This window comes from Bradyrhizobium sp. (assembly GCF_016213215.1).
In the GTDB taxonomy this organism is placed as follows: Bacteria; Pseudomonadota; Alphaproteobacteria; order Rhizobiales; family Xanthobacteraceae; genus Bradyrhizobium.
Genome location: NZ_JACRAW010000159.1, coordinates 36194 through 55669 on the forward strand (window position 1 = coordinate 36194; position 19476 = coordinate 55669).

Below are 19476 nucleotides of genomic sequence, written 5' to 3' on the forward strand. Positions count from 1 at the left end.
CGCCATGGCGAATGCGCGGGAAACGGTCCAGCCCACCCACGCGCCGGAACCGGCTTCGGCAGCGCCCCTTCTCTCCATTCGCGGGCTCGGCAGCCATTATGGCCCTATTGCCGCGCTGCGTGACGTGAGTCTCTCCGTCGGCCGACAACAATTGATAGCTCTCGTCGGCGCCAACGGCGCCGGCAAGACCACGCTGTTGCGCACGATCTCCGGCGTGCAGAAGGCGACGAGCGGTCGCATCGAATTCGATGGTGAGGACATCACGGCGCTGCGAGCCGACAAGCGCGTGCGACTGGGCATCTGTCAGGTGCCGGAAGGCCGCCGCGTGTTCGGCCCGCTCTCGGTCGAGGACAATCTGCGCCTGGGGGCCTATTGTCGCACCGACAAGCACGCGATCGCCGAGGATCTTGGGCGCATGTACGCGATGTTTCCCATTCTGAAGGAAAAGGCGAAGTCTCCCGCCGGAACGTTATCGGGCGGCCAGCAGCAAATGCTGGCGATCGCGCGGGCACTGATGGGAAGTCCGCGCCTGCTGCTGCTCGACGAGCCGTCGATGGGTCTGGCGCCGCTCCTCGTCGAGGAAATTTTCAACGCCATCACCGAATTGCGCAAGCAGGCCATGACGATCCTACTCGTCGAGCAGAATGCGCATGCTGCCCTGGCAATCGCCGACCAGGCCTACGTCATCGAGAGCGGCGAGGTCGTGTTGTCGGGCAGCGGAAAGGAGCTGCTCGAGAACGAGCGGGTTCGCGAAGCTTATCTCGGCATTTGAGCAGGGGAATATCTCTTCAGTCGTCATCAATACCGTCCAAAGGAGGAAACGTCACATGAATGCATTCTTGAAAGCCTGTCTGACCGCAGTGTTCGGCTTCGCTCTGGCGATGCAGGCCAATGCCGCCGAGCCGATCAAGATCGGGTCGGTGCTTTCGGTCACCGGCCCGGCCGCCTTCCTGGGCGATCCCGAGTTGAAGACCCTTCGGCTCTATATCGAAAAGATCAACAAGGAGGGCGGGGTGCTCGGGCGACCGCTCGAACTCGTGCACTACGACGATGGTTCTGATGCCAACAACGCCAATAGTTTCGGCAAGCGCCTGATCGAAAGCGACAAGGTCGACTTTCTGATCGGCGGCACAACCACGGGCGCGACCATGTCGATGGCGCCGCTGGCCGATCGGGCCGGGATTCCGTTCATTTCACTGGCGGGCGGCGTGGTTATCGTCGAGCCGGTCAAGAAGTGGCTGTTCAAGACCCCGCATACCGACCGCATGGCGGCCGAGCGCGTATTCCAGCACATGAAAAAGCAGGGCCTGACCAACATTGCACTGCTGTCGGAGACCAGCGGCTTCGGTCAATCCGGCAAGAAGGAGAGCGAGGCTGCCGCGGCCAAGATGGGGATCACGCTTGTCGCCAACGAAACCTACGGTCCGAAGGATACCGACATGTCACCCCAGCTCACCAAGATCCGGGGTACTGCGGGCGTCCAGGCGCTGTTCGTATTCGGGCTTGGCCAGGGGCCGGCGATCGTCAACAAGAACGCGAAGATGCTCGGGCTGAAGATGCCCATTTATCATGCGCACGGCGTGGCTTCGGAAGAATTCATCAAGCTGTCGGAGGGGGCTGCCGAGGGGGTCCGCCTGCCGGCTGCCGCGCTGCTCGTTGCCGCGAAATTGCCGGACAGCGATCCCCAGAAGCCCGTGGCTCTCGGTTACGCCAAGGCCTACTCCGAGCGCTACAAGGAGGACATCTCGACCTTTGGCGGTCACGCCTACGACGCGCTGATGATCCTGGTTGGTGCGATCAAGCGCGCAAATGGCGTCGACAAAGCGAAAGTGCGCGATGAGATCGAGCAGACCAAGGGCTTCATCGGCGCCGACGGCACGTTCACCATGTCGCCGACCGACCATCTGGGCCTCGACCTCTCGGCTTTCCGCATGCTGGAAGTGAAGAACAACGACTGGGCTCTGATCGACTGACGAGCTGATCGCGGCGGACGGCTGGATTCAGTCCGGCCGTCCGTACTCTGCGCGGCAGAGGCGCATGACGGGCGATCACACCCGCCGCCCGCGCCGGTGCGAACCACCAACAGGACGAGACCGGCACGTCCGTATGCACAGAGACGCCGGGTAACCCTATGCCGGAACGTCGACGCGCTCGCGCCGTTCGTACCAACCGCGCGTGGCCCGCACGATGCGAACGACCGAGAGCATTACAGGAACCTCAACGAGCACGCCTACCACCGTCGCGAGAGCTGCACCGGAGTCGAGGCCGAATAGGCTGATCGCGGCAGCGACGGCGAGCTCGAAGAAATTGCTCGCGCCGATCAGTGCGGCGGGCGCGGCGACGCACCATGCGACACCGAGCTGCCGGCTGAGCCAGTACGCAATCCCGGCATTCAGGTAGACCTGGATCAGGATAGGGACTGCGAGGATCGCGATCACCACCGGCTGCCGCAGGATCTGCTCGCCCTGGAAGCCGAACAGCAGCACCAGGGTGGCGAGAAGCGCGACAAGCGAGACCGGCTGCAACCGGTGCATGGTGCGCTCCAATAGCCCGCCACCGGCACGAAGCATGGCAGTTCGCCAGAGCTGCGAGGCGATCACCGGCACGACGATATATAGCGCGACGGAAAGAAGCAGGGTCGCCCAGGGGACGCTAATCGACGCGACACCAAGCAGAAGTCCGACCAGCGGCGCGAACAGGAAGACCATGATCACGTCGTTCAGCGCCACCTGGCTCAGGGTGTAGTGCGGTTCGCCCTCGCAAAGATTGGACCACACGAACACCATTGCGGTGCAGGGGGCCGCCGCAAGCAGGATAAGCCCGGCGATGTAGGAGGGGATTTGGGCCGCTGGCAGCATCGGCGCGAAGACGTGTCCGATAAAAAAGCTGCCGAGCAGGGCCATCGAGAACGGCTTGACCGCCCAGTTGATGAACAGGGTGACCCCAATGCCGCGCCAGTGCTCGCGCACGCCTCCCAGCGCGCCAAAATCGATCTTCAGAAGCATCGGAACGATCATCAGCCAGATCAGCACTGCGACTGGCAGGTTGACCTTGGCAATTTCCGCAGATGCCACGACAGCAAATACGCCCGGCAGGACATGTCCCAGCGCGACGCCGGCAATGATGCACAGGGCGACCCAGATCGTCAGGTAACGTTCGAAGGTGCTCATCGTGCTACGCCACGTCAGGGCGTGAGGAGGTGGCACCTTCGCTGCGGCCGATCTCGCGAAGACGTGTACCGAGGGCCAGCCGGTCGATGCCTGCAAGCGGCAGACTGGTGAACGCACCGATGCGGTTCTTCAGATAGCGGAAGGCCGTCAGAAAGGCGGCCACTTTCTCCAGTTCGGTGCCTTCGACTGAGGCGGGATCTTCGATGCCCCAATGCGCTGTCACCGGATGGCCGGGCCACACCGGGCAGGCCTCGCCGGCCGCGTTGTCGCAGACCGTGAACACGAAATCCATGACGGGCGCATCGGGACTTGCGAATTCGATCCAGCTCTTCGAGCGCATTCCATCGACGGGATAATCCAGACTCTTCAGGACCCGCACGGCGAAGGGATTCACTTCGCCCTTCGGCGTGCTGCCTGCTGAAAAGGAGCGGAAGCGTCCGGCGCCGTCCTTCCGAAGGATCGATTCCGCGAGGATCGACCGCGCCGTATTTCCGGTGCAGAGGAACAGCACGTTGTGGATGCGCTCAGGCACGGGATCGCTCCTTCTTCTTGGGCGGGCAGCAGGGCTTAAGGCTTTCGACCACGGGCGCGCAGACCTCCGGGCGGCCATCGCAGCAGTCCTGCAGCAGGAACAGAGCGACCTTCTGGAATTCGGCGAGATTGGCCCGGTAGACGATCGAGCGGCTGTGCCGCTCGGACGTGACGAGGTCGGCGCGTGACAGCACCGAGAGATGAGCGGAAAGCGTGTTCTGGGGAACTTCGAGCAGGCGAGCAAGATCGCCGGCAGCAAGCCCTTGGGGCTCGTGTCTTACGAGGGTACGGAAGGCGTGCATCCGCGTGGACTGGGCCAGGGCAGCGAGCGCCAAGACGGCTTGTTCGTTTTCCATATATCCAGATTTATGGAAGAGTACTTGGAAGAGTCAAGATCGGCGCGCAGTCGGGGACTCCGCACCTACTGGGATTCCGCTTTTGGCGAAAAGGTCTTCCAAAGCAGATAGCCGCCGAGCACGATCAACAGGATGGGCATGAGCGGCAACGGCAGGTCCAGAAGTTCCCACACGCCGGCTGCCAGGATGATGAACCCGACGACAACGCCGAACCTCTCGAGGTTCAGGTTCCGCTGCCGTCGCATGTACTGTGCGCCCAGGATGAGGATCCCGAGGCCGACCAGGAACCAGGCCCACGGCACACCGGCGAGCATGACGAGGCCAAGCCAGATGAAGAATGCGGCCCAGGCACCTGAATCAATCTGACGAGATACCTCGTGTTGATCCGGAGGGTCGTGGGATGGGGCGAGAGATGATTGCGTGTTGGCCATGATTGTGCCTCCGCTTCTCTGATTGCGAGACTGGCGCGCCTTTGCCCCGGCACCGTTGATCTGAGTCAAACGGAAGTGGAGTAACACCCTGCGGTCTGGTCAATTCCGCTCAAGCGTGTTCAAGCTGTCAGCCAGCGGGCGAGGTCATCGGGCTTGGGCAGACCGCCCGCATGCACCACCTTGCCGTCAATGACGACACCCGGCGTCGAGGCGATACCGTAGCCGGCGATGGCCGCATAGTCGGTCACCTTCTCAACCCTGACAGCCACGCCGAGCTTGTCGGCCTCGTTCTGAATCATCTCGGCTGTGGCGACGCAGCGTTTGCAGCCGGGGCCAAGGACCTTCACCTCTTTCATGGGGTTTCTCCGTGGGCGCTAGAAGAGAAAGTTAAAAAGAAAGCCGACGCCGAGGATGCCGCTTCCGACCACACCGACGAACACGGCGATCAGTCGGATTGTCAAAACCTTGCGCAGGATGATCAGCTCCGGAAGCGATAGCGCGATCACGGACATCATGAACGCCAGTACGGTTCCGAGCGCGGCGCCCTTTGCGAGCAGTGCCTCGACTATCGGGATAATACCGGCTGCATTGGAGTACATGGGGATTCCGATCGCGACCGCCGCCGGTATCGACCACCATGCGTCGCGCCCCATGATGGTTGCCAGCAGGTCTGCAGGCACATAACCATGGATGAAGGCGCCGACGGCGATGCCGGCAATGATCCAAGGCCAGACCTTGCCGACGATGTCGTACACGGCCTCGATGCCCGCCTTGATGCGATCGATGGCCGAGAGTTCTTCCGCCGGAAGATCGACCGCGGCCGCACGAATGTTGCGAACCCAATCCTCCAGCCAAAGATCGAGATGGAGCCGGCCGATGATCCAGCCGGAGACGATGGCAACGGCAAGGCCGAAGCAGAGATATGTGAGCGCCACCTTCCATCCGAGGAGTCCGAACAGCAGGCCGAGTGCAACTTCGTTCACCATCGGCGCGGAGATCAGGAACGAAAAGGTGACCCCAAGCGGCACACCGGCACTGACGAAGCCGATGAACAGCGGCACGGCGGAGCAGGAGCAAAAGGGGGTAACGATACCAAGCGATGCGGCGAGCACGTTGCCGATCCCCTGGCCCTTGCCGGCAAGCAGGATCTTGGTCCTCTCCGGCGAAAAGAAACTGCGCACCACGCCCATGCCGAACACAACGAGGGCGAGCAGCATGAGAACCTTCGGCGTATCGTAGGCGAAGAAGCTTACGGCCTCGCCGAGATGACTGTTGGGATCGATGCGGGTGGCTGCGGTCACCCACGCCGAGAACGGAACGAGCTGGCTGTAAATGATGCCCCAGGCAATGAGAGCAGCGACCGTCCATCCGATCCACCTTGCGGTCGAAGGGCGCGCATCCACCGCACGTTCTGACATCGAGTCGAAGCTCATGCGGCATGCCTTTCATCTATTGCGGGCATCGCCAGCGCAGCATCAACAAGGGCGACGACTTCCCGGGGAAGATTCGGTGCGCGGCGATAGCGAACCCACTGCGCATCGCGGCGATCGACCACGAGGCCGGCAAGCTTGAGCGCCGTGATGTGACGGGACATGCGCGATTGAGTGGCGCCGAGCTCCCGCATCAATTCGCAGACGCAGTGCTCGCGCCCATCCCACACCAGCCGAAGGGCCTTCAGACGCGTCGGTTCTGCAAGGGCAGATAGAATCGTGACGGGATTGATGGGGTTCTTCATAACATGTGCCTATGCGCATAACCGCATATGCATATGCAGGTTGAGCCCCGCTTGGTCAAGGGCAGCGCGCGACAATCCGGTATTGACATTCGATATTTCTACATTTATAGAACTATGGAAAGAGGTGCTCATGGCCGATCCTGTTGAAGACCAACTCGCACGTTACGCCGACATGCTGGCCGCTCTCGGCACCGAGCCGCGGCTGCGTATCATTCGACTGCTCCTGGGCGCGCATCCCGACGGGCTGGTCGTGGGCGAGATCGGTGCCGAGCTCGGCATCCCGCCATCGACCCTTTCGCATCACCTGGACAAGCTGAAGAACGAGGGCCTCGTTTCCGTTCAACGCGAGAGCACGTTCCTGCGCTGCAAGGCCAACACTGCCGCCCTGCAGGAGATCCTGGGCTTTCTGTTTGCGGAGTGCTGCACGCGCAACAAAGCCATCAAACCCGAAGCCGTAACTTGTACGAGGAGAGCGTCATGACGGAAGCAAACATCAAGGAAGCCGTTCGCGAGAAGTACGCAGAAGCCGCCCGCCGCGTCGGCAGTGGCTGCTGCGGCAGCACGGCGGTCGCGGGCGCGAGCCCGATCACATCGAACCTGTATGGCGTCCAGGAGACGGGCGAGCTGCCCGAGGCTGCGGTACTAGCTTCGCTTGGCTGCGGCAATCCGACGGCTCTTGCCGAACTGAAAGCAGGAGAAACGGTTCTGGACCTCGGCTCAGGCGGCGGCATCGACGTGCTGCTGTCGGCACGGCGGGTCGGACCAACCGGAAAAGCCTATGGGCTCGACATGACGGACGAGATGCTCGCCCTCGCGCGCGAGAACCAGCGCAAGGCGGGAGTCGAGAATGTCGAGTTTCTCAAAGGCGAAATCGAGGCCATTCCGCTTCCGGACAACTCCGTGGACGTCATCATCTCGAACTGCGTCATCAATCTGTCGGGCGACAAGGACCGCGTCCTGCGCGAGGCGTTTCGGGTTCTCAAGCCGGGCGGCCGCTTCGCGGTCTCGGACGTGGTCACCCGCGGCCAGATACCCGAGCAGCTGCGGCGCGACGTTCTCCTCTGGGTGGGCTGCATCGCGGGCGCTCTCGAAGAGAACGATTACCGCGCCAAACTGGCCGCAGCGGGCTTTGAGAGCATCGGGATCGAACCGACCCGCGTCTATCGCGCCGAGGACGCGCGTGAATTCCTGAGCGGCAAGGGCGTGGACGTTGACGCGATCGCAAAGACATTTGACGGAAAAATCATGAGCGCCTTCGTTCGCGCTGTGAAGCCGGGAGCCGCCGCCGCATCGCGCTGCTGCGGATAGCCGAGCCCGCGGTTGCGGATGGGGCGCTCCACGCGGGTTCGCCCCATCCGCCAGAACCCTGATTTGCCGGCTGACGAGTCACAGGTCACCCCGCATTCTCCTCCGTGCCACATCAGGACGGCCCAGATGGCGGACGCCAATTCAACTTTTGCAGAGATTCATGCCGAATATCGTCCGAAGCTCCTTCGGCATCTGAGCCGCATGGTCGGTCCAAACGATGCCGAGGATCTCTGCCAGGACGTGTTCGCGAAGGTCCATGCCGGATTGAAGCATTTTCGCCGCGAGGCATCGCTTTCGACGTGGATTTATCGCATCGCGACCAATGCAGCCCTCGATCGCATGCGCGCGCGGGCAGCTTCCGAGTCGGCGGCGCAGGCCGATGAGATGATCGATCTCGCGGCCGACGACATGGCATGCTCCATCGAGACTTCAATTATCCGGGGTGAAATGAATGCGTGCATCGCCACGTTCGTCGACACCTTGCCGGACAGCTATCGGGTCGTGCTGGGAATGAGCGAGCTGAAGGGTCTCAAGAACCGGGAGATCGCGGAGATGCTCGGGTTGAGCCTGGATACGATCAAGATACGACTGCACCGCGCGCGACGGGAGCTCAAGCTGCGGCTCGAGAGCGGGTGCGATTTCTACCGAACCCCATCGACCGAACTCGCCTGCGACCGAAAAGCGGCGGCCGCTCCATCCCATTCATGACGCCGCTGTATCCTTTCGTTGCCCCGGCTCGTCAATAGCAGCGGGAAAGGAGACCCGTCATGCAACTCGACAACCGCATTCGTGAACTGATCGCCATTGGCACCGCCATCGGCGCCAATTGTCATACCTGTCTCGAATATCACACCAAGAAAGCCCGCGACCAAGGCGTCCCTGAGGACGAGATCGCTCAAGCCGTCGAGGTCGGAAAATCAATACGAGCGGGGGCGCACGGGAGCATCGACCGACTGGTGAATGAGCTCATGGGCGAGCGATCCGCCGTACGCAAGCAGGCGGACAGCTGCTGCGGGGCCGGCACCGTCGAAGCAGCAACACCCGGCTGAGCCGTGACGCTGAATAGGCGTGTCGAGCCGTGTCCTGCAACGCGCCGGACCTGTCGCGCCGCATCGGCTCGGCTCGACACTGATCTTGCACCCGGGGACCTGGTTCATGGGCCCTCGGATGCAGGTCCTTTCATTCTGGGCGCCGGCGAACTTCCCCATCGTCTTCAATGACATCGTGGGCGCGCTGCTGTTCGGGTGCACGGTACCGAAAATCAGGACTGCTGACGGAGATCCATCCGGCGCGCGCCGCTGCCCGCGGCGGCATCGGAATGCGCCCATTCGAGACCGCGCTCGCCTGCCGGCAGAAATCAAGGAGGCGGGGCGTGATCGACGAAACGACCTTTTTCAGATCGATCAGCCCAATGGTCTCAAACTACCTCCGGGAACGAATCTAAAGAGCATCGTCCGATGATCATCAGCCAATTCAAGATCGGCCCGACGAAGTGACCTCTGCAATCCCAGCAGCCTCAACCCGGGAAAATACGGACGTTGTAAATCCGAGCGAAACGTCCGGCGATGACGCGCAGCGAATCGTTTGCCTGGTGCAGCGTTCGAAGCTGCTTTCATCCTTCGTCGCTTGATTCTTCCGCGTTACGGAATTGTGAGAAGGTCTGCGTTCAGGACCGGCACGCAGTGTCGATTACGCCAGCATGGCTACTGCAGACGAGAAGATAGAATATTTGTGTCCATTCTGGAACGGTAAACGATGCATTAATTGCGTTGCTCGCGTTCAACAAAACTCGCGCACGTCGAACGCTGAACAGATCATACGAAGCCGGTCAGCCAAGCGGCCAATTTCGCTACCGCTGTGCCGTCGACTCCGCCCGCAGCAGCGGTAGCCATGCGCAGCCGCGTTCTCTGCGCCGAAACTGAACGCAATCTGTATGTTCATATATCGAGATCTAACGATGCGCCGAACGCATGGCGGCCGCCGTCTTCGCGAAGATCGAGTTCTTGATCTGGCGCAATGCGACAAAGGTCGTAGGGGATCAACCTTCGACTCAGGGGGAAACGATGCATAACAACCAGCTCATCACTGCGAGCTTTGAGAAGTTCGCTCCCAACGAGCCGGTTCGGTTTGCATCCGAAGCCTGCCTCATCGTGCGCCGGCCAGGTTCCCGTTGCAGCGTGTGCCGCGAGGTATGTCCAGCTGCGGCCCTTACCGGAACCGAATGGTCGATCAACATTGAGCCCGATCGTTGCGTAGGGTGCGGTCTTTGCGCAGCCGAGTGTCCGACCGGGGCGTTACAGGTCGACGGGTGCTCGCCACTCGCTGACAATTTAGCCGGCGACTCCATTCTGCTTGAATGTCGTCGTGTTGCGCCGGCTGATCGCGATCCCGATGCAATTGTTGTCTCGTGTCTTGGCGGTTTGACGGCGGTCGACATTCTCGACGCCGTCGCGGCTGATTCCAAAAGGGACGTCACTCTCATCGATCACGGCTGGTGCGAGCAGTGCGCGGTAGCTCAATGCGCTGCGCCTTGGCGGTCTGCGCTCGATGAATCGCGGTCCTTACTTAATTCTGTCGAACCGTCTCTCGGGGACAGGCTGACCGTCGAAACAAGGTTCTTGTCGAACGACCTGGCGCAGCCGATCGTTGCTTCCCTGCGGCCGGACAAGCAGGTCGGGCGTCGGGACTTCTTGAGGCGCTTCACCGGCTTGGCGGCAAAGCCGGCTTCGCGAGAGGAATCGCGGCGCATAGTCTTCGGTCGGGGGTACGTCACACCGCACAAACGGCAGCGAATGCTGGAGTCGATGGGCGCTCTTGCGAGCGCTTATGAGCGGCCGTTCCCGCGCACGCTGATGCCGTCGGTGAAAGTTGCGGACGGTTGCGATTTGAAGGGTATCTGCGCAGCCGTGTGCCCGACCGGCGCACTGCGGGTTGAACGCACCAACGACCGATTGGAGCTTCATTTCGAGGCGATGAAATGCACCGCTTGCGGGCTGTGCGAGCGAAACTGCGCAAACAAAGCGCTGAGCCTTTGGCCGGAAGGTGACGGCGCCGTGGTCAGGAGCGAGGTGATCGTATCCTCGCGGCCGACGGCTGTGTGTCCCGGTTGCGGGGACAGCTTCCCGCAAACCGCCGGCGATCCCTTCTGTCCGAGTTGTACGAAATCAATGGCAGTCATGCAGGAGTTGTCGGCCATGAGGCTACGGCCGGCTGTTCATGCGGATCCAATGCCCGCGCGCGCGGGCGAGGAGGGCTAAGATGGGCGAGAACGAATTCACCACGAACCGGCGTAAGTTTCTCCAGGCCACCGCTGTAACGGGCGTCGCTGGCGCAGTAGGCAACGTATTGACCGAACCGCCGCAAGCCGAGGCGGCCGGTACTCCGGCCAAGTCGGAGACAAAGATCGTCAAGAATGTCTGCCATCAATGCCCGGCGCGCTGCGGAATCGACGTCTACGTCACGGACGGCAAAGTGCATGCGATCTATGGCACGCTGGATCATCCTATCTCGAACGGCAAACTCTGTCCCAAAGGGCATTTCGGCACATACATCCTGTACGATCCGGACCGCTTTCCCGGACCGATGAAGCGCACCAATCCCAAGAAGGGGCGCAACGAAGATCCGAAATTCGTGCGGATATCCTGGGACGAGGCGCTCACCACCATCGCTGCGCGGTTGAACGCCCTGCGCGAGAAGGGGGAGCAGCATCGGTTCGCGCTCCTGACCGGCCGTGGATGGGGCAACAGCGATGCCGGGCTGACAGACAATTTCGGCAAATTGTTCGGCACGCCGAATGCGACGCTCGGCCATTCCTCCATGTGTTCGGACGCGAGCAAGCGTGCCAAGCAATTGATGGACGGAAATTACGCCTATAACTCCTACGACTATCGCAATACCAACTACCTTCTCAACTTCGGAGCGGCATTTCTCGAAGCGTATCGGCCCTTGAATGCCAACATGCAGGCGTGGGGGTACATGCGCACAAAGGCGCCCCGGACCAAGGTCACCGTGGTGGATATCAGGGTCACCACGACGGGGGCGGCCGCGGACCATCTGCTGCTGGTGAAGCCCGGAACGGACGGGGCGCTCGCGCTCGCGATCGCGCACGTGATCCTGACCGAAGGACTGTGGGACAAAAAGTTTGTCGGCGACTTTGGCGAAGGAAAGAACCTGTTCAAGGCCGGCGCCACCTTGGATCCCTCGACGTTCACCGAACGGTGGACGAAGGGACTGATCGAGTGGTGGAACGCTGAAGTCAAGGATCGCACGCCCGAATGGGCGGCCGGCATCACGACCATTCCCGCCGCGGACATCGTAAAGGTCGCGCACGAGTTCGGTACGACGAGGCCCGCGATGGCGATCTTCGAGCGGGGACCGACAACGCACACTAACGCTATCTACAATGGCATGAGCATTCACGCGCTCAACGCCTTGGTCGGCTCGATGTATGCTGTCGGCGGCCTCGCGAACCAGATGGGCGTGCCTTATGGAGCGCTTCCCTGGAAGGTGGACGATTATATCGACGAGGCCGCAAAGGCCGCCAGCGCCAGGAAGCTTCCGCGGATCGATCGCGTGAAGACCTCGGAAGGACCGCTATGGTCCAACATGATTCAGGGCATTCCCGACTTCCACATGGAAGGCAAGCCCTACAAGCTCGACACCCTGATGTTCTACCTGACCAATCCGATGTTCTCGACGCCCGATTGCACGCGCTGGGAGCGTGCGCTGCAGGACATCTTCGTGATCGAAACATCGCCATTTCCCGGTGAAACCGCAATGTTCGCCGATCTGATCGTGCCTGACCATACGTATCTGGAGCGGCTGCAGGACACGCCAACCTATCCGTTCCAGGGCTTCCCTCTAGCGGGACTGCGCGTGCCGGCCGTGAAGCCGGTACACGAAACGAAAGTGTTCGGCGATACCCTCATCGAGATCGGCAAGCGTATCAACGGCAAGATGGGCGAATACTATCGCCAGGTCGGCAACGTGGAGAACGTGATCCGGGCATTGGCGAAGGGCTTCGAGAAGAATCCGGGCGACAACGGCGTCAACAGCTTCGACACCTGGGTCGAGAAGGGCGTCTGGTACAGGAAGCCCTATTCGTGGCGCCAGATCAACGGCGAGTTCTTCGAATGGGATGGCTCGGACTATCGCAAGCCCATGACGCCGGAGGACGTGAAGAAGAAGCTGTTCATGACGGAATCGGGCAAGTTCGAGCTCCGGTCCTCCTATCTCGAGCGTTACGCCGACTTCGTGAACGCAAAGCTTGGTGTTCCCAAGGACCGGGTCGGCTTCCCGCAATGGCTTCCTCCCAACTATTCGGGAAAGGGTGACCTGTTCCTGGTGACGCCGAAAACGCCGATCCACGCGGAAGGACGGAGCGCCAACATTCCGCAGGCGATCTCGATCTATCAGCCCGTATCCGGAGGACGCAACGAGATGTTCCTCGAGATGCATCCGAAGGCTGCCAAGGCGCGACACATTAAGAATGGCGATCTTGTCCGCATCAAGTCGGACATTGGATCTATCACTGCACGCGTGCATCTGACGCCGGCGGCGCGGCCGGACACGATCGTCCTGCCGTTCGGCTTCGGCCACTGGGCTCAGGGTCGATGGGCCAAGAACCGTGGCGAGAACGCCTCGGCGATAATTCCAAATGTTTCTGATCCGATCTCCGGTCTGACCAGCAACTATTCGACCCTGGTTACCGTCGAGAAAGCATAGGAGAAGCAGCCATGCCACGCTGGGGAATGGTCATCGACCTTGAGAAATGCACGGGCTGCCAGGCTTGTACCGCCGCCTGTCAGATGGAGAACTGTCGTCTGCCCGGAGAGATGTGGCAGGACGTCCTGTTCTATAGTGAAGGCGAGTATCCGAGCGGCAAGCTGACTTGGCTTCCGCGACCGTGCATGCATTGCGAAAATCCGTCGTGCGTAGCGGTTTGTCCGACCGGGGCTGCGTACAAGGCGGAGAACGGCGCAGTCTTGATAGACTGGGAGAGGTGCATCGGCTGCAAGTACTGCATGATCGCCTGTCCGTATGGCGTTCGCTTCTACGCCGAGGAGAAGCAGAAAACGCAACCCGATATCCGCGACGTCTTCCCCGCCAAGGGCGACAAGGTGTGGGATCCGCCGTACAAGATGCCGGAGCAGGTGCAGGATCCGAAACACGGCGTCGGCGTTCAGCCGAAGAACGTCGTTTCGAAATGCACGTTCTGCTATCACCGGACGAGCAAAGCGCCGACGGGCCTGAAAGACCTTGATCCGAATGACCCCGCTACGCGGAAGTTCACGCCGGCGTGCGTCGTGACCTGCGCGCCGGGCGCCCGGTATTTTGGTGACCTGGACAACCCCGAAAGCAACGTTCGGAAGTTGATCGCGGAGAAGCGGGGCACCCGATTGCTCGATCAAACCGGCAACCGACCGCAAGTGTACTATTTGGCTGGCGAGGCGCCAGTCATTCCCGAAACGCGAAGCGTTCGGAAGCCCAAACAATCGCCGGAAACCTGAGAATGGAGTGAGCTATGACGAGCGCCACCTACAGCGACGCCTTGGCGCGCTATGCTGATTTCCGCAAGACGCCGGCCGGTATGGACCTCGCTCTGATGGTTGTCGGAGCTCTGACGGGGGCCGTCGGCCTGGCATACGTGTTCTATAATCTCATGGAGCAAGGGCATGCCGCCTTCAACACGTCGAGCGACATGGCCTGGGGAGCACCGATCGCGTTCTATCTGTTTTTCCTTCTGACATCTTCAGGCCTGTCGATCGTGGCATCCCTCGACAGCGTCTTCGGCTTGCACGTGTTCTATCCGGTCGCCAAGCGGGCCGTGTTTCTGTCCCTGATCTGCCTGATCGCCGGGTTTTCGATACTGGCCCTCGAAATCGGGCGACCTTTCCGGATGCTGTGGTCTCTGCCGTTCAGCTTCCAGGTTCGCTCACCGATGTGGTGGATGGGGGTCCTGTACTCGATCGATCTGGTGCTGCTGTTCGTCAAGTTCTATCTGATCCACGTGGGCGACTGGCACAGCCGCCTCAGCCACTTCGTTGCCAAACTCTCGTTCGTCGTGTGCATCCTGGCGCCAGGCACGCTTGGCCTCGTCTTCGGCATGATGGCGATGCGGCCGGCCTGGTACAGCAACATCATGCCGATGTACTTCATCCTCACCGGCTTCGCGACGGCGGTCTCGTTCCTGCTGTTCTTCACGAGTCTGCTGCCGCGGGACAAGACCACTGCACCAAACGTCGACCATCTGTACCACGAGATCTTGCCGCGCTTGTTCTTCGTCGTGCTGCTGGCCGTGATGGGAATGCGTGCCGGGCAAGTAATTACCGGGCTGTGGAGCAACTATGAGGGCATGGAAGCGAACTGGCTGGAACTAAGCTCCCCGTTCTTCTGGATCGAGATCATCGCTGGGTTGCTCATCCCGACGGCGCTGATGGTTTCTGACCGGATACGTCGCGCTCCGATGATCCAGTTTGTCGCGGCATCGCTCTTTAACATCGGCATCTTCTGCGCCCGTCTCGAATTTCTGATCATCGGCCAGAAGGTGCCGCTCTTCAAAGGCTACTGGGCAGGCTATGTCGAATACTGGCCATCGATGACGGAATGGATGCTGATTCCAGCCGGTTGCGGTGTCTTCCTTCTGCTCTATGGGGCCGGAAACTGGCTCTTGAGGTTATCCGAGACAGAATTCGTCGAGAATGGCCGGAGTTGATTGCGGCAGGGGCGGGGACCGCAGTGGAAGCCGCCCCTTCCACACCAATTGCGACGGCATCATCACCGCTGCACGCCGCGATCTCAGCAGCCCCTCCGCGCAGAAGCTTTCCTTACGTCCAGAGCTTCGCCAAAACATGATCCCACAACCACGTGGTGATCGTGGCGCCGACATCGCCGAGCATCAGGAGGACCGCCGCCCAAACGAACGCGGAACTGAAATTGGCAAGCTGGAATGGCCAGTAAGACATGTTCAGAATTCCCGCAGCAATGGGCACGGACGCTCGCAATGGTCCGGAGAAGCGCCCGATGAAGATCGCCGGTACACCCCAACGCTTGATGAACGCTTCGGCGCGACGCAACAAGTCTGGATACCTTGAGAATGGCCATGCCCGGATGATCGACCGTTTACATTTGGCTCCGATCCAGTAGGAGAGCCAGTCGCCGAGGGCAGCACCGATCCCGGCGGCCAGCCAGACCGGGACGAGCTCGAGACCGCTGCCCTTCATCAAAGCGCCAATTCCCACGAGGGCGGCCCAGGACGGCAGGATCAGCGAGACAAAGGCCAGCGATTCCGCGAACGCCAGAGCAAAGACTATCGGCGCTGCCCAAGCTTCGTGAACCCGCACGAACTCGATGACTTGCCGGCTAAATTCTTCGAGGGACATGTCGTTGCCGATCCTCGTCGCGGATGCAGGGCAGGATCATCTTGTCACATCCGTGCGCCAGATGCAGCGAAAGTCACGGGGCTTGAACCGCCGGATGCAACCTATTCTTCTGCATCAGAAGACTGCCGTCCACGTGTTGCAGCCTCGGGTGTGGAGCAATCCTGGCAAAACCGATTTCCACAAATCCGCGACCCCTGTAGAGCTTGATAGCGGCGACGTTGTCGGCCCACACGTGAAGGCTCAGGCGGCTTAGTCCGGCTTGCACCGTATGAATCTCGGCCCAGTCGAGCAGACTCGTGCCGATGCCTCTGCCACGATGGTTGTCGGCCACGGCGATCGCATTGAGCAGCATGCTGCCCCAATCCTGCAATTGCAGCAGCGGTCGAATCTGGGCCAACCGATCCGACGCGAAGGGAACGAACGGTTCCTCCTTGATAAGGTCAGCCGGAAATACGTTGGCCACGCCAACAATCTGGGCCGACCCGCAGGTCGCGACCCAGCAATTCGCATGGGATAGCGGGGAGCCATCTGTCTGTACGGCCGCCGTGACGACGTCAAGAGCGCTCACAAACGGAATCAAATCGTTGAACAGGAACTCGTAGAGACCGCCTCCGGCCTGACAAATCAGATGGGCGATGGCCCGGCTGTCCTCGGGTCGCGCGGGCCGATACGCGATGTGTTCATTAATCCGGGATTCCTGCGGTGGACCTTGATTCATGTGGCTGCAGATCCGTCAACTTCGGCGCAGGGTCGGGCGTGCGCCGAACGGACTACGTGGATTTCCCCTGGTTGGCTACCTTGCAAGCGCGATGGTCAGCTAGCCCGCGGGCATGGTCTTCTCGACCAGGCGGACCCAGTAGGAGGCGCCGTGTCCGAGGATGGCGTCGTTGAACTGGTAGGCCGGGTGATGGCACTCCTTGCCGTCACCCATGCCGAGCAGGATGAAGGCGCCGGGACGCTCCTCCAGCATGAAGGCGAAATCCTCGCCGCCCATCAGCGGCACGACTCGCTCGTTCACCCGTTCGGGTCCGACGATGTCGCGGGCGACGTCGGCCGCGACGGCAGCCTCTCGCTCGTGGTTCATCGTCACCGGATACATGCGCGTGTATTTCGTCTCGGCGGATCCGCCCAGGGCGCGCGCGATCCCGTCGGCGACCTCGCCAATCCGGCGTTCGACGAGATTCCGAACTTCGGGATCCAGCGTGCGCACCGTGCCTCGCAAAAGGGCGGTCTCCGGAATGATGTTGAAGGCAGTGCCGGCGTGAAATTCGCAGATCGAGATCACGGCCGATTTGAGCGGATCGACGTTGCGCGCCACGATCGATTGCAGTCCGTTGACGATCTGCGCACCGATCAGCACGCTGTCGACGGCCTTGTGCGGGCCGGCGCCGCCGTGGCCGCCTTTTCCGCGGACCGTAATCTCGACGCTGTCGGCCGAAGCGAGGATTGGTCCCGGCGTGATGGCGAAATGGCCTTCGGGAACGCCCGGCATGTTGTGCATGCCGTAGACTTCCTGGATGCCCCAGCGCGTCATCAGTCCGTCGTCGATCATGGCCTTGCCGCCGGCGCCGCCTTCCTCGGCGGGCTGGAAGATGACGATCGCGGTGCCGTCGAAATTGCGCGTCTCGGCGAGATATTTGGCGGCCCCTAACAGCATGGCGGTGTGCCCGTCATGACCGCAGGCGTGCATCAGGCCCGGCGTCTTGGATGCGTAGGGGAGGCCCGAGGTTTCCTCGATCGGCAACGCGTCCATGTCGGCGCGAAGCCCGATCGTCTTGCCGGAGGTGCTCTTGCGGCCGCGGATGACGCCGACCACGCCGGTGCGCCCGATTCCCGTCGTCACCTCGTCGCAGCCGAATTCGCGCAGGCGGTCAGCGACGATCCCGGCGGTGCGGTGCACTTCGTAAAGCAGTTCCGGATGCTCATGGAAATCATGACGCCAGGCGGCCATTTCGTCGGAGAGGGCGGCGATGCGATTGATGATGGGCATGAGAAGTGTCGTCTGCTCGCTGTAAAGAGTAATGGGCGGGAAGAAGCTGGCCGACATTGGCCGGCAGAGCGCGGTGTGCGCACAAATATGAACGGAAGCGCGCCATCGGGCAAGTCGGGCTCGAACGACAATGCCACAGAGAAATGGGAGCCCATCTGGGCCCCTTGCCTTGAGTTGAGCTGTGCCTGCCCAAGAGTTCAGCACGGCCTTGCACCCCGCAGCGTTGGGTGCAGTTCGTCGAGGCTGGGAGCTGCGTCGGCTAGTGCCGTTCGGCTTCAGCCTCTTGCTCCAGCTTCAGGATATGCACTCTCAGCGCATTGAACACGCTTTCGGCGACATCGCTGAACAGCGGATTCTTATGACGGGTCGAGGCAGAAGCGATCTCCGACCAGTCTTCAGGTTTCAATGCCTTGACGGCGGCAGGAATGAAGTCCCGATCCTCCATTACGATGTGACGACGCTCCTGCTCTATGAAATCACGAACGATGGTGTCGACATCTTGCCGGAGAACCTCGCGATCCGCGAGGATACTGTCGACCGCTTCCGCGACGCGGCGCAGGCGTTCGGCGCCTCTTTGGTGCTCGCGGTCGAGATCGCCAACCTTTGCCGCCGCGGCGGGATCGCGAATTTTAAGCTTGGCGAAGACCAGGTCTTCCTGGGGGTGGTGGTATGACTTCGGATAAACTTCGAAATAATCAAGGATCGCGCGAATAACCTCGTAGTCGGGGCGGTCTCCGCGGTCGAAAATCTCAAGTTCCCTTTCGAGGATGGCGAGCAGCTTTTCGATATTTCGATGCTCTCGGCTTAGAAGCTCAATGATCATATTGAATCGATCCACACAGTGCACTGTTCAAAACTAGGACTGTGAATGCTGCCAGCCTTTGCGCTGGATCAAATCCAAGAGGGGGTGAAGGCCGATCCGGGGCGATTCAGGCCTTCGCCGGGAGCAGAAGGTGCCTCAACTTCAGAACGGCGCTGTCCGGCGTCGTCAGGACCGGCAAGCCGGTTGCTTCGGCGACGAGCGGAGCCGCCCGCGCCAGGCTGAACTGGGCCAACGCAATAACGTCGCAATCGCACAACTCCTTGGAGGCTTCGGCGACCAGAGCATCGTGCTCGGCAGGGTAGCCGCGATCGAGCGCCACGAGCGCACCGTCGGCGAGCTTGGGCACGATCTCGACGGAAGCGGGAAACTCGCGCGGCATCGACGCCAGCGTCGGGGCGAAGGTCGAGAGCAGGCCGATCCTGCGCCCTTTGGCCGCGGCCTGCTCGATCATCGCCTCGTTGGGCTTGAGCACCGGCATCGGCGCCTGCGCCCGGGCCACCGCCTCGATGCACGGGCCGAAGGCGGAGCAGGTGAACAGGATTGCGTTGCTGCGGGTCGAAGCCGCATAGCGACCGAGCCTCAGAAACCGTTCGCTCATCGCGTCGGTGAGCCTGCCCTCGCGCGCCAGATCGCCGGAGAGGCTGTCGTCGAGAAGGTTCATCAGCTGCGCCTCCGGCCAAAGCCTCGCGAACGAGGCTTCGATCGGAGCGACCGAATGTTTCAGCGCGTGGATGAGGGCGATGCGCATCGT

Annotated in this window: 22 protein-coding genes; 10 read left to right on the forward strand and 12 right to left on the reverse strand. The window is 61.4% G+C overall.

What is annotated here, in order from left to right; all coding sequences use genetic code 11:
• The first annotated feature begins 4 nt into the window (after nucleotides 1-4).
• Nucleotides 5-772, forward strand: a complete 768-nt coding sequence (locus HY852_RS26375) for an ABC transporter ATP-binding protein (protein ID WP_291607868.1) — start codon at nucleotides 5-7, stop codon at nucleotides 770-772.
• Between the two features lie 55 nt (nucleotides 773-827).
• Nucleotides 828-1973 (forward strand): ABC transporter substrate-binding protein, encoded by a 1146-nt coding sequence (locus HY852_RS26380; RefSeq protein WP_291607869.1) that lies wholly within the window; start codon nucleotides 828-830, stop codon nucleotides 1971-1973.
• Between the two features lie 156 nt (nucleotides 1974-2129).
• Here the strand turns inward: HY852_RS26380 and arsB are convergent, their stop codons facing one another.
• The 7 genes from arsB to HY852_RS26415 form a co-directional block, all read right to left on the reverse strand.
• Nucleotides 2130-3170, reverse strand: coding sequence for an ACR3 family arsenite efflux transporter (gene arsB, locus HY852_RS26385; RefSeq protein WP_291607870.1), 1041 nt, complete (start codon nucleotides 3168-3170; stop codon nucleotides 2130-2132).
• Between the two features lie 4 nt (nucleotides 3171-3174).
• Nucleotides 3175-3702 (reverse strand): arsenate reductase ArsC, encoded by a 528-nt coding sequence (locus HY852_RS26390; RefSeq protein WP_291607871.1) that lies wholly within the window; start codon nucleotides 3700-3702, stop codon nucleotides 3175-3177.
• On the reverse strand, nucleotides 3695-4057 hold the full coding sequence (locus HY852_RS26395) for a helix-turn-helix transcriptional regulator (RefSeq protein WP_291607872.1): 363 nt from the start codon (nucleotides 4055-4057) through the stop codon (nucleotides 3695-3697). The genes HY852_RS26390 and HY852_RS26395 overlap by 8 nt, the downstream gene beginning before the upstream one ends.
• 65 nt (nucleotides 4058-4122) lie before the next feature.
• Nucleotides 4123-4488 (reverse strand): hypothetical protein, encoded by a 366-nt coding sequence (locus tag HY852_RS26400; protein WP_291607873.1) that lies wholly within the window; start codon nucleotides 4486-4488, stop codon nucleotides 4123-4125.
• 119 nt (nucleotides 4489-4607) lie between these two features.
• On the reverse strand, nucleotides 4608-4844 hold the full coding sequence (locus HY852_RS26405) for a thioredoxin family protein (RefSeq protein ID WP_291607874.1): 237 nt from the start codon (nucleotides 4842-4844) through the stop codon (nucleotides 4608-4610).
• 18 nt (nucleotides 4845-4862) lie between these two features.
• Nucleotides 4863-5921: a permease gene (locus HY852_RS26410; protein WP_291607875.1), complete on the reverse strand. Its 1059-nt coding sequence runs from the start codon at nucleotides 5919-5921 to the stop codon at nucleotides 4863-4865.
• Nucleotides 5918-6223 carry a helix-turn-helix transcriptional regulator gene (locus HY852_RS26415; protein ID WP_291607876.1) on the reverse strand — a complete coding sequence of 102 codons (306 nt, stop codon included), beginning with the start codon at nucleotides 6221-6223 and terminating at the stop codon, nucleotides 5918-5920. The genes HY852_RS26410 and HY852_RS26415 overlap by 4 nt, the downstream gene beginning before the upstream one ends.
• Before the next feature lie 130 nt (nucleotides 6224-6353).
• Between HY852_RS26415 and HY852_RS26420 the strand changes: the two genes are divergently transcribed.
• From HY852_RS26420 to nrfD, 8 genes are all read left to right on the forward strand, one after another.
• Nucleotides 6354-6704 carry a helix-turn-helix transcriptional regulator gene (locus HY852_RS26420; protein ID WP_291607877.1) on the forward strand — a complete coding sequence of 117 codons (351 nt, stop codon included), beginning with the start codon at nucleotides 6354-6356 and terminating at the stop codon, nucleotides 6702-6704.
• Nucleotides 6701-7531 (forward strand): arsenite methyltransferase, encoded by an 831-nt coding sequence (locus HY852_RS26425; protein ID WP_291607878.1) that lies wholly within the window; start codon nucleotides 6701-6703, stop codon nucleotides 7529-7531. The genes HY852_RS26420 and HY852_RS26425 overlap by 4 nt, the downstream gene beginning before the upstream one ends.
• Nucleotides 7532-7657: 126 nt before the next feature.
• Entirely contained in the window at nucleotides 7658-8239 is a 582-nt protein-coding gene (locus HY852_RS26430) for an RNA polymerase sigma factor (protein ID WP_291607879.1), read from the forward strand.
• Nucleotides 8240-8298: 59 nt separating this feature from the next.
• Nucleotides 8299-8580, forward strand: coding sequence for a carboxymuconolactone decarboxylase family protein (locus tag HY852_RS26435; protein WP_291607880.1), 282 nt, complete (start codon nucleotides 8299-8301; stop codon nucleotides 8578-8580).
• Nucleotides 8581-9501: 921 nt separating this feature from the next.
• Complete coding sequence (locus HY852_RS26440; protein ID WP_291607881.1) at nucleotides 9502-10788, forward strand: 4Fe-4S dicluster domain-containing protein; 1287 nt, start codon at nucleotides 9502-9504, stop codon at nucleotides 10786-10788.
• Between the two features lies 1 nt (nucleotide 10789).
• On the forward strand, nucleotides 10790-13255 hold the full coding sequence (locus tag HY852_RS26445) for a molybdopterin-dependent oxidoreductase (protein ID WP_291607882.1): 2466 nt from the start codon (nucleotides 10790-10792) through the stop codon (nucleotides 13253-13255).
• An 11-nt stretch (nucleotides 13256-13266) separates the two neighbouring features.
• Nucleotides 13267-14040: a 4Fe-4S dicluster domain-containing protein gene (locus HY852_RS26450; protein ID WP_291607883.1), complete on the forward strand. Its 774-nt coding sequence runs from the start codon at nucleotides 13267-13269 to the stop codon at nucleotides 14038-14040.
• A gap of 14 nt (nucleotides 14041-14054) precedes the next feature.
• On the forward strand, nucleotides 14055-15245 hold the full coding sequence (nrfD, locus tag HY852_RS26455; protein WP_291607884.1) for an NrfD/PsrC family molybdoenzyme membrane anchor subunit: 1191 nt from the start codon (nucleotides 14055-14057) through the stop codon (nucleotides 15243-15245).
• A gap of 112 nt (nucleotides 15246-15357) precedes the next feature.
• Here the strand turns inward: nrfD and HY852_RS26460 are convergent, their stop codons facing one another.
• The 5 genes from HY852_RS26460 to HY852_RS26480 all read right to left on the reverse strand — a co-directional run bounded on the left by HY852_RS26460 (nucleotide 15358) and on the right by HY852_RS26480 (nucleotide 19473).
• The gene (locus HY852_RS26460; protein ID WP_291607885.1) at nucleotides 15358-15912 is read right to left on the reverse strand and encodes a DedA family protein; all 555 of its coding nucleotides are present in this window, start codon (nucleotides 15910-15912) and stop codon (nucleotides 15358-15360) included.
• Between the two features lie 73 nt (nucleotides 15913-15985).
• Nucleotides 15986-16630, reverse strand: coding sequence for a GNAT family N-acetyltransferase (locus HY852_RS26465; RefSeq protein ID WP_291607886.1), 645 nt, complete (start codon nucleotides 16628-16630; stop codon nucleotides 15986-15988).
• A gap of 99 nt (nucleotides 16631-16729) precedes the next feature.
• Nucleotides 16730-17902 carry a M20 aminoacylase family protein gene (locus tag HY852_RS26470; protein WP_291607887.1) on the reverse strand — a complete coding sequence of 391 codons (1173 nt, stop codon included), beginning with the start codon at nucleotides 17900-17902 and terminating at the stop codon, nucleotides 16730-16732.
• 259 nt (nucleotides 17903-18161) lie between these two features.
• Entirely contained in the window at nucleotides 18162-18725 is a 564-nt protein-coding gene (locus tag HY852_RS26475; protein WP_291607888.1) for a hemerythrin domain-containing protein, read from the reverse strand.
• Nucleotides 18726-18831: 106 nt separating this feature from the next.
• Nucleotides 18832-19473 carry an aspartate/glutamate racemase family protein gene (locus HY852_RS26480; RefSeq protein ID WP_291607889.1) on the reverse strand — a complete coding sequence of 214 codons (642 nt, stop codon included), beginning with the start codon at nucleotides 19471-19473 and terminating at the stop codon, nucleotides 18832-18834.
• Nucleotides 19474-19476 lie beyond the last annotated feature (3 nt).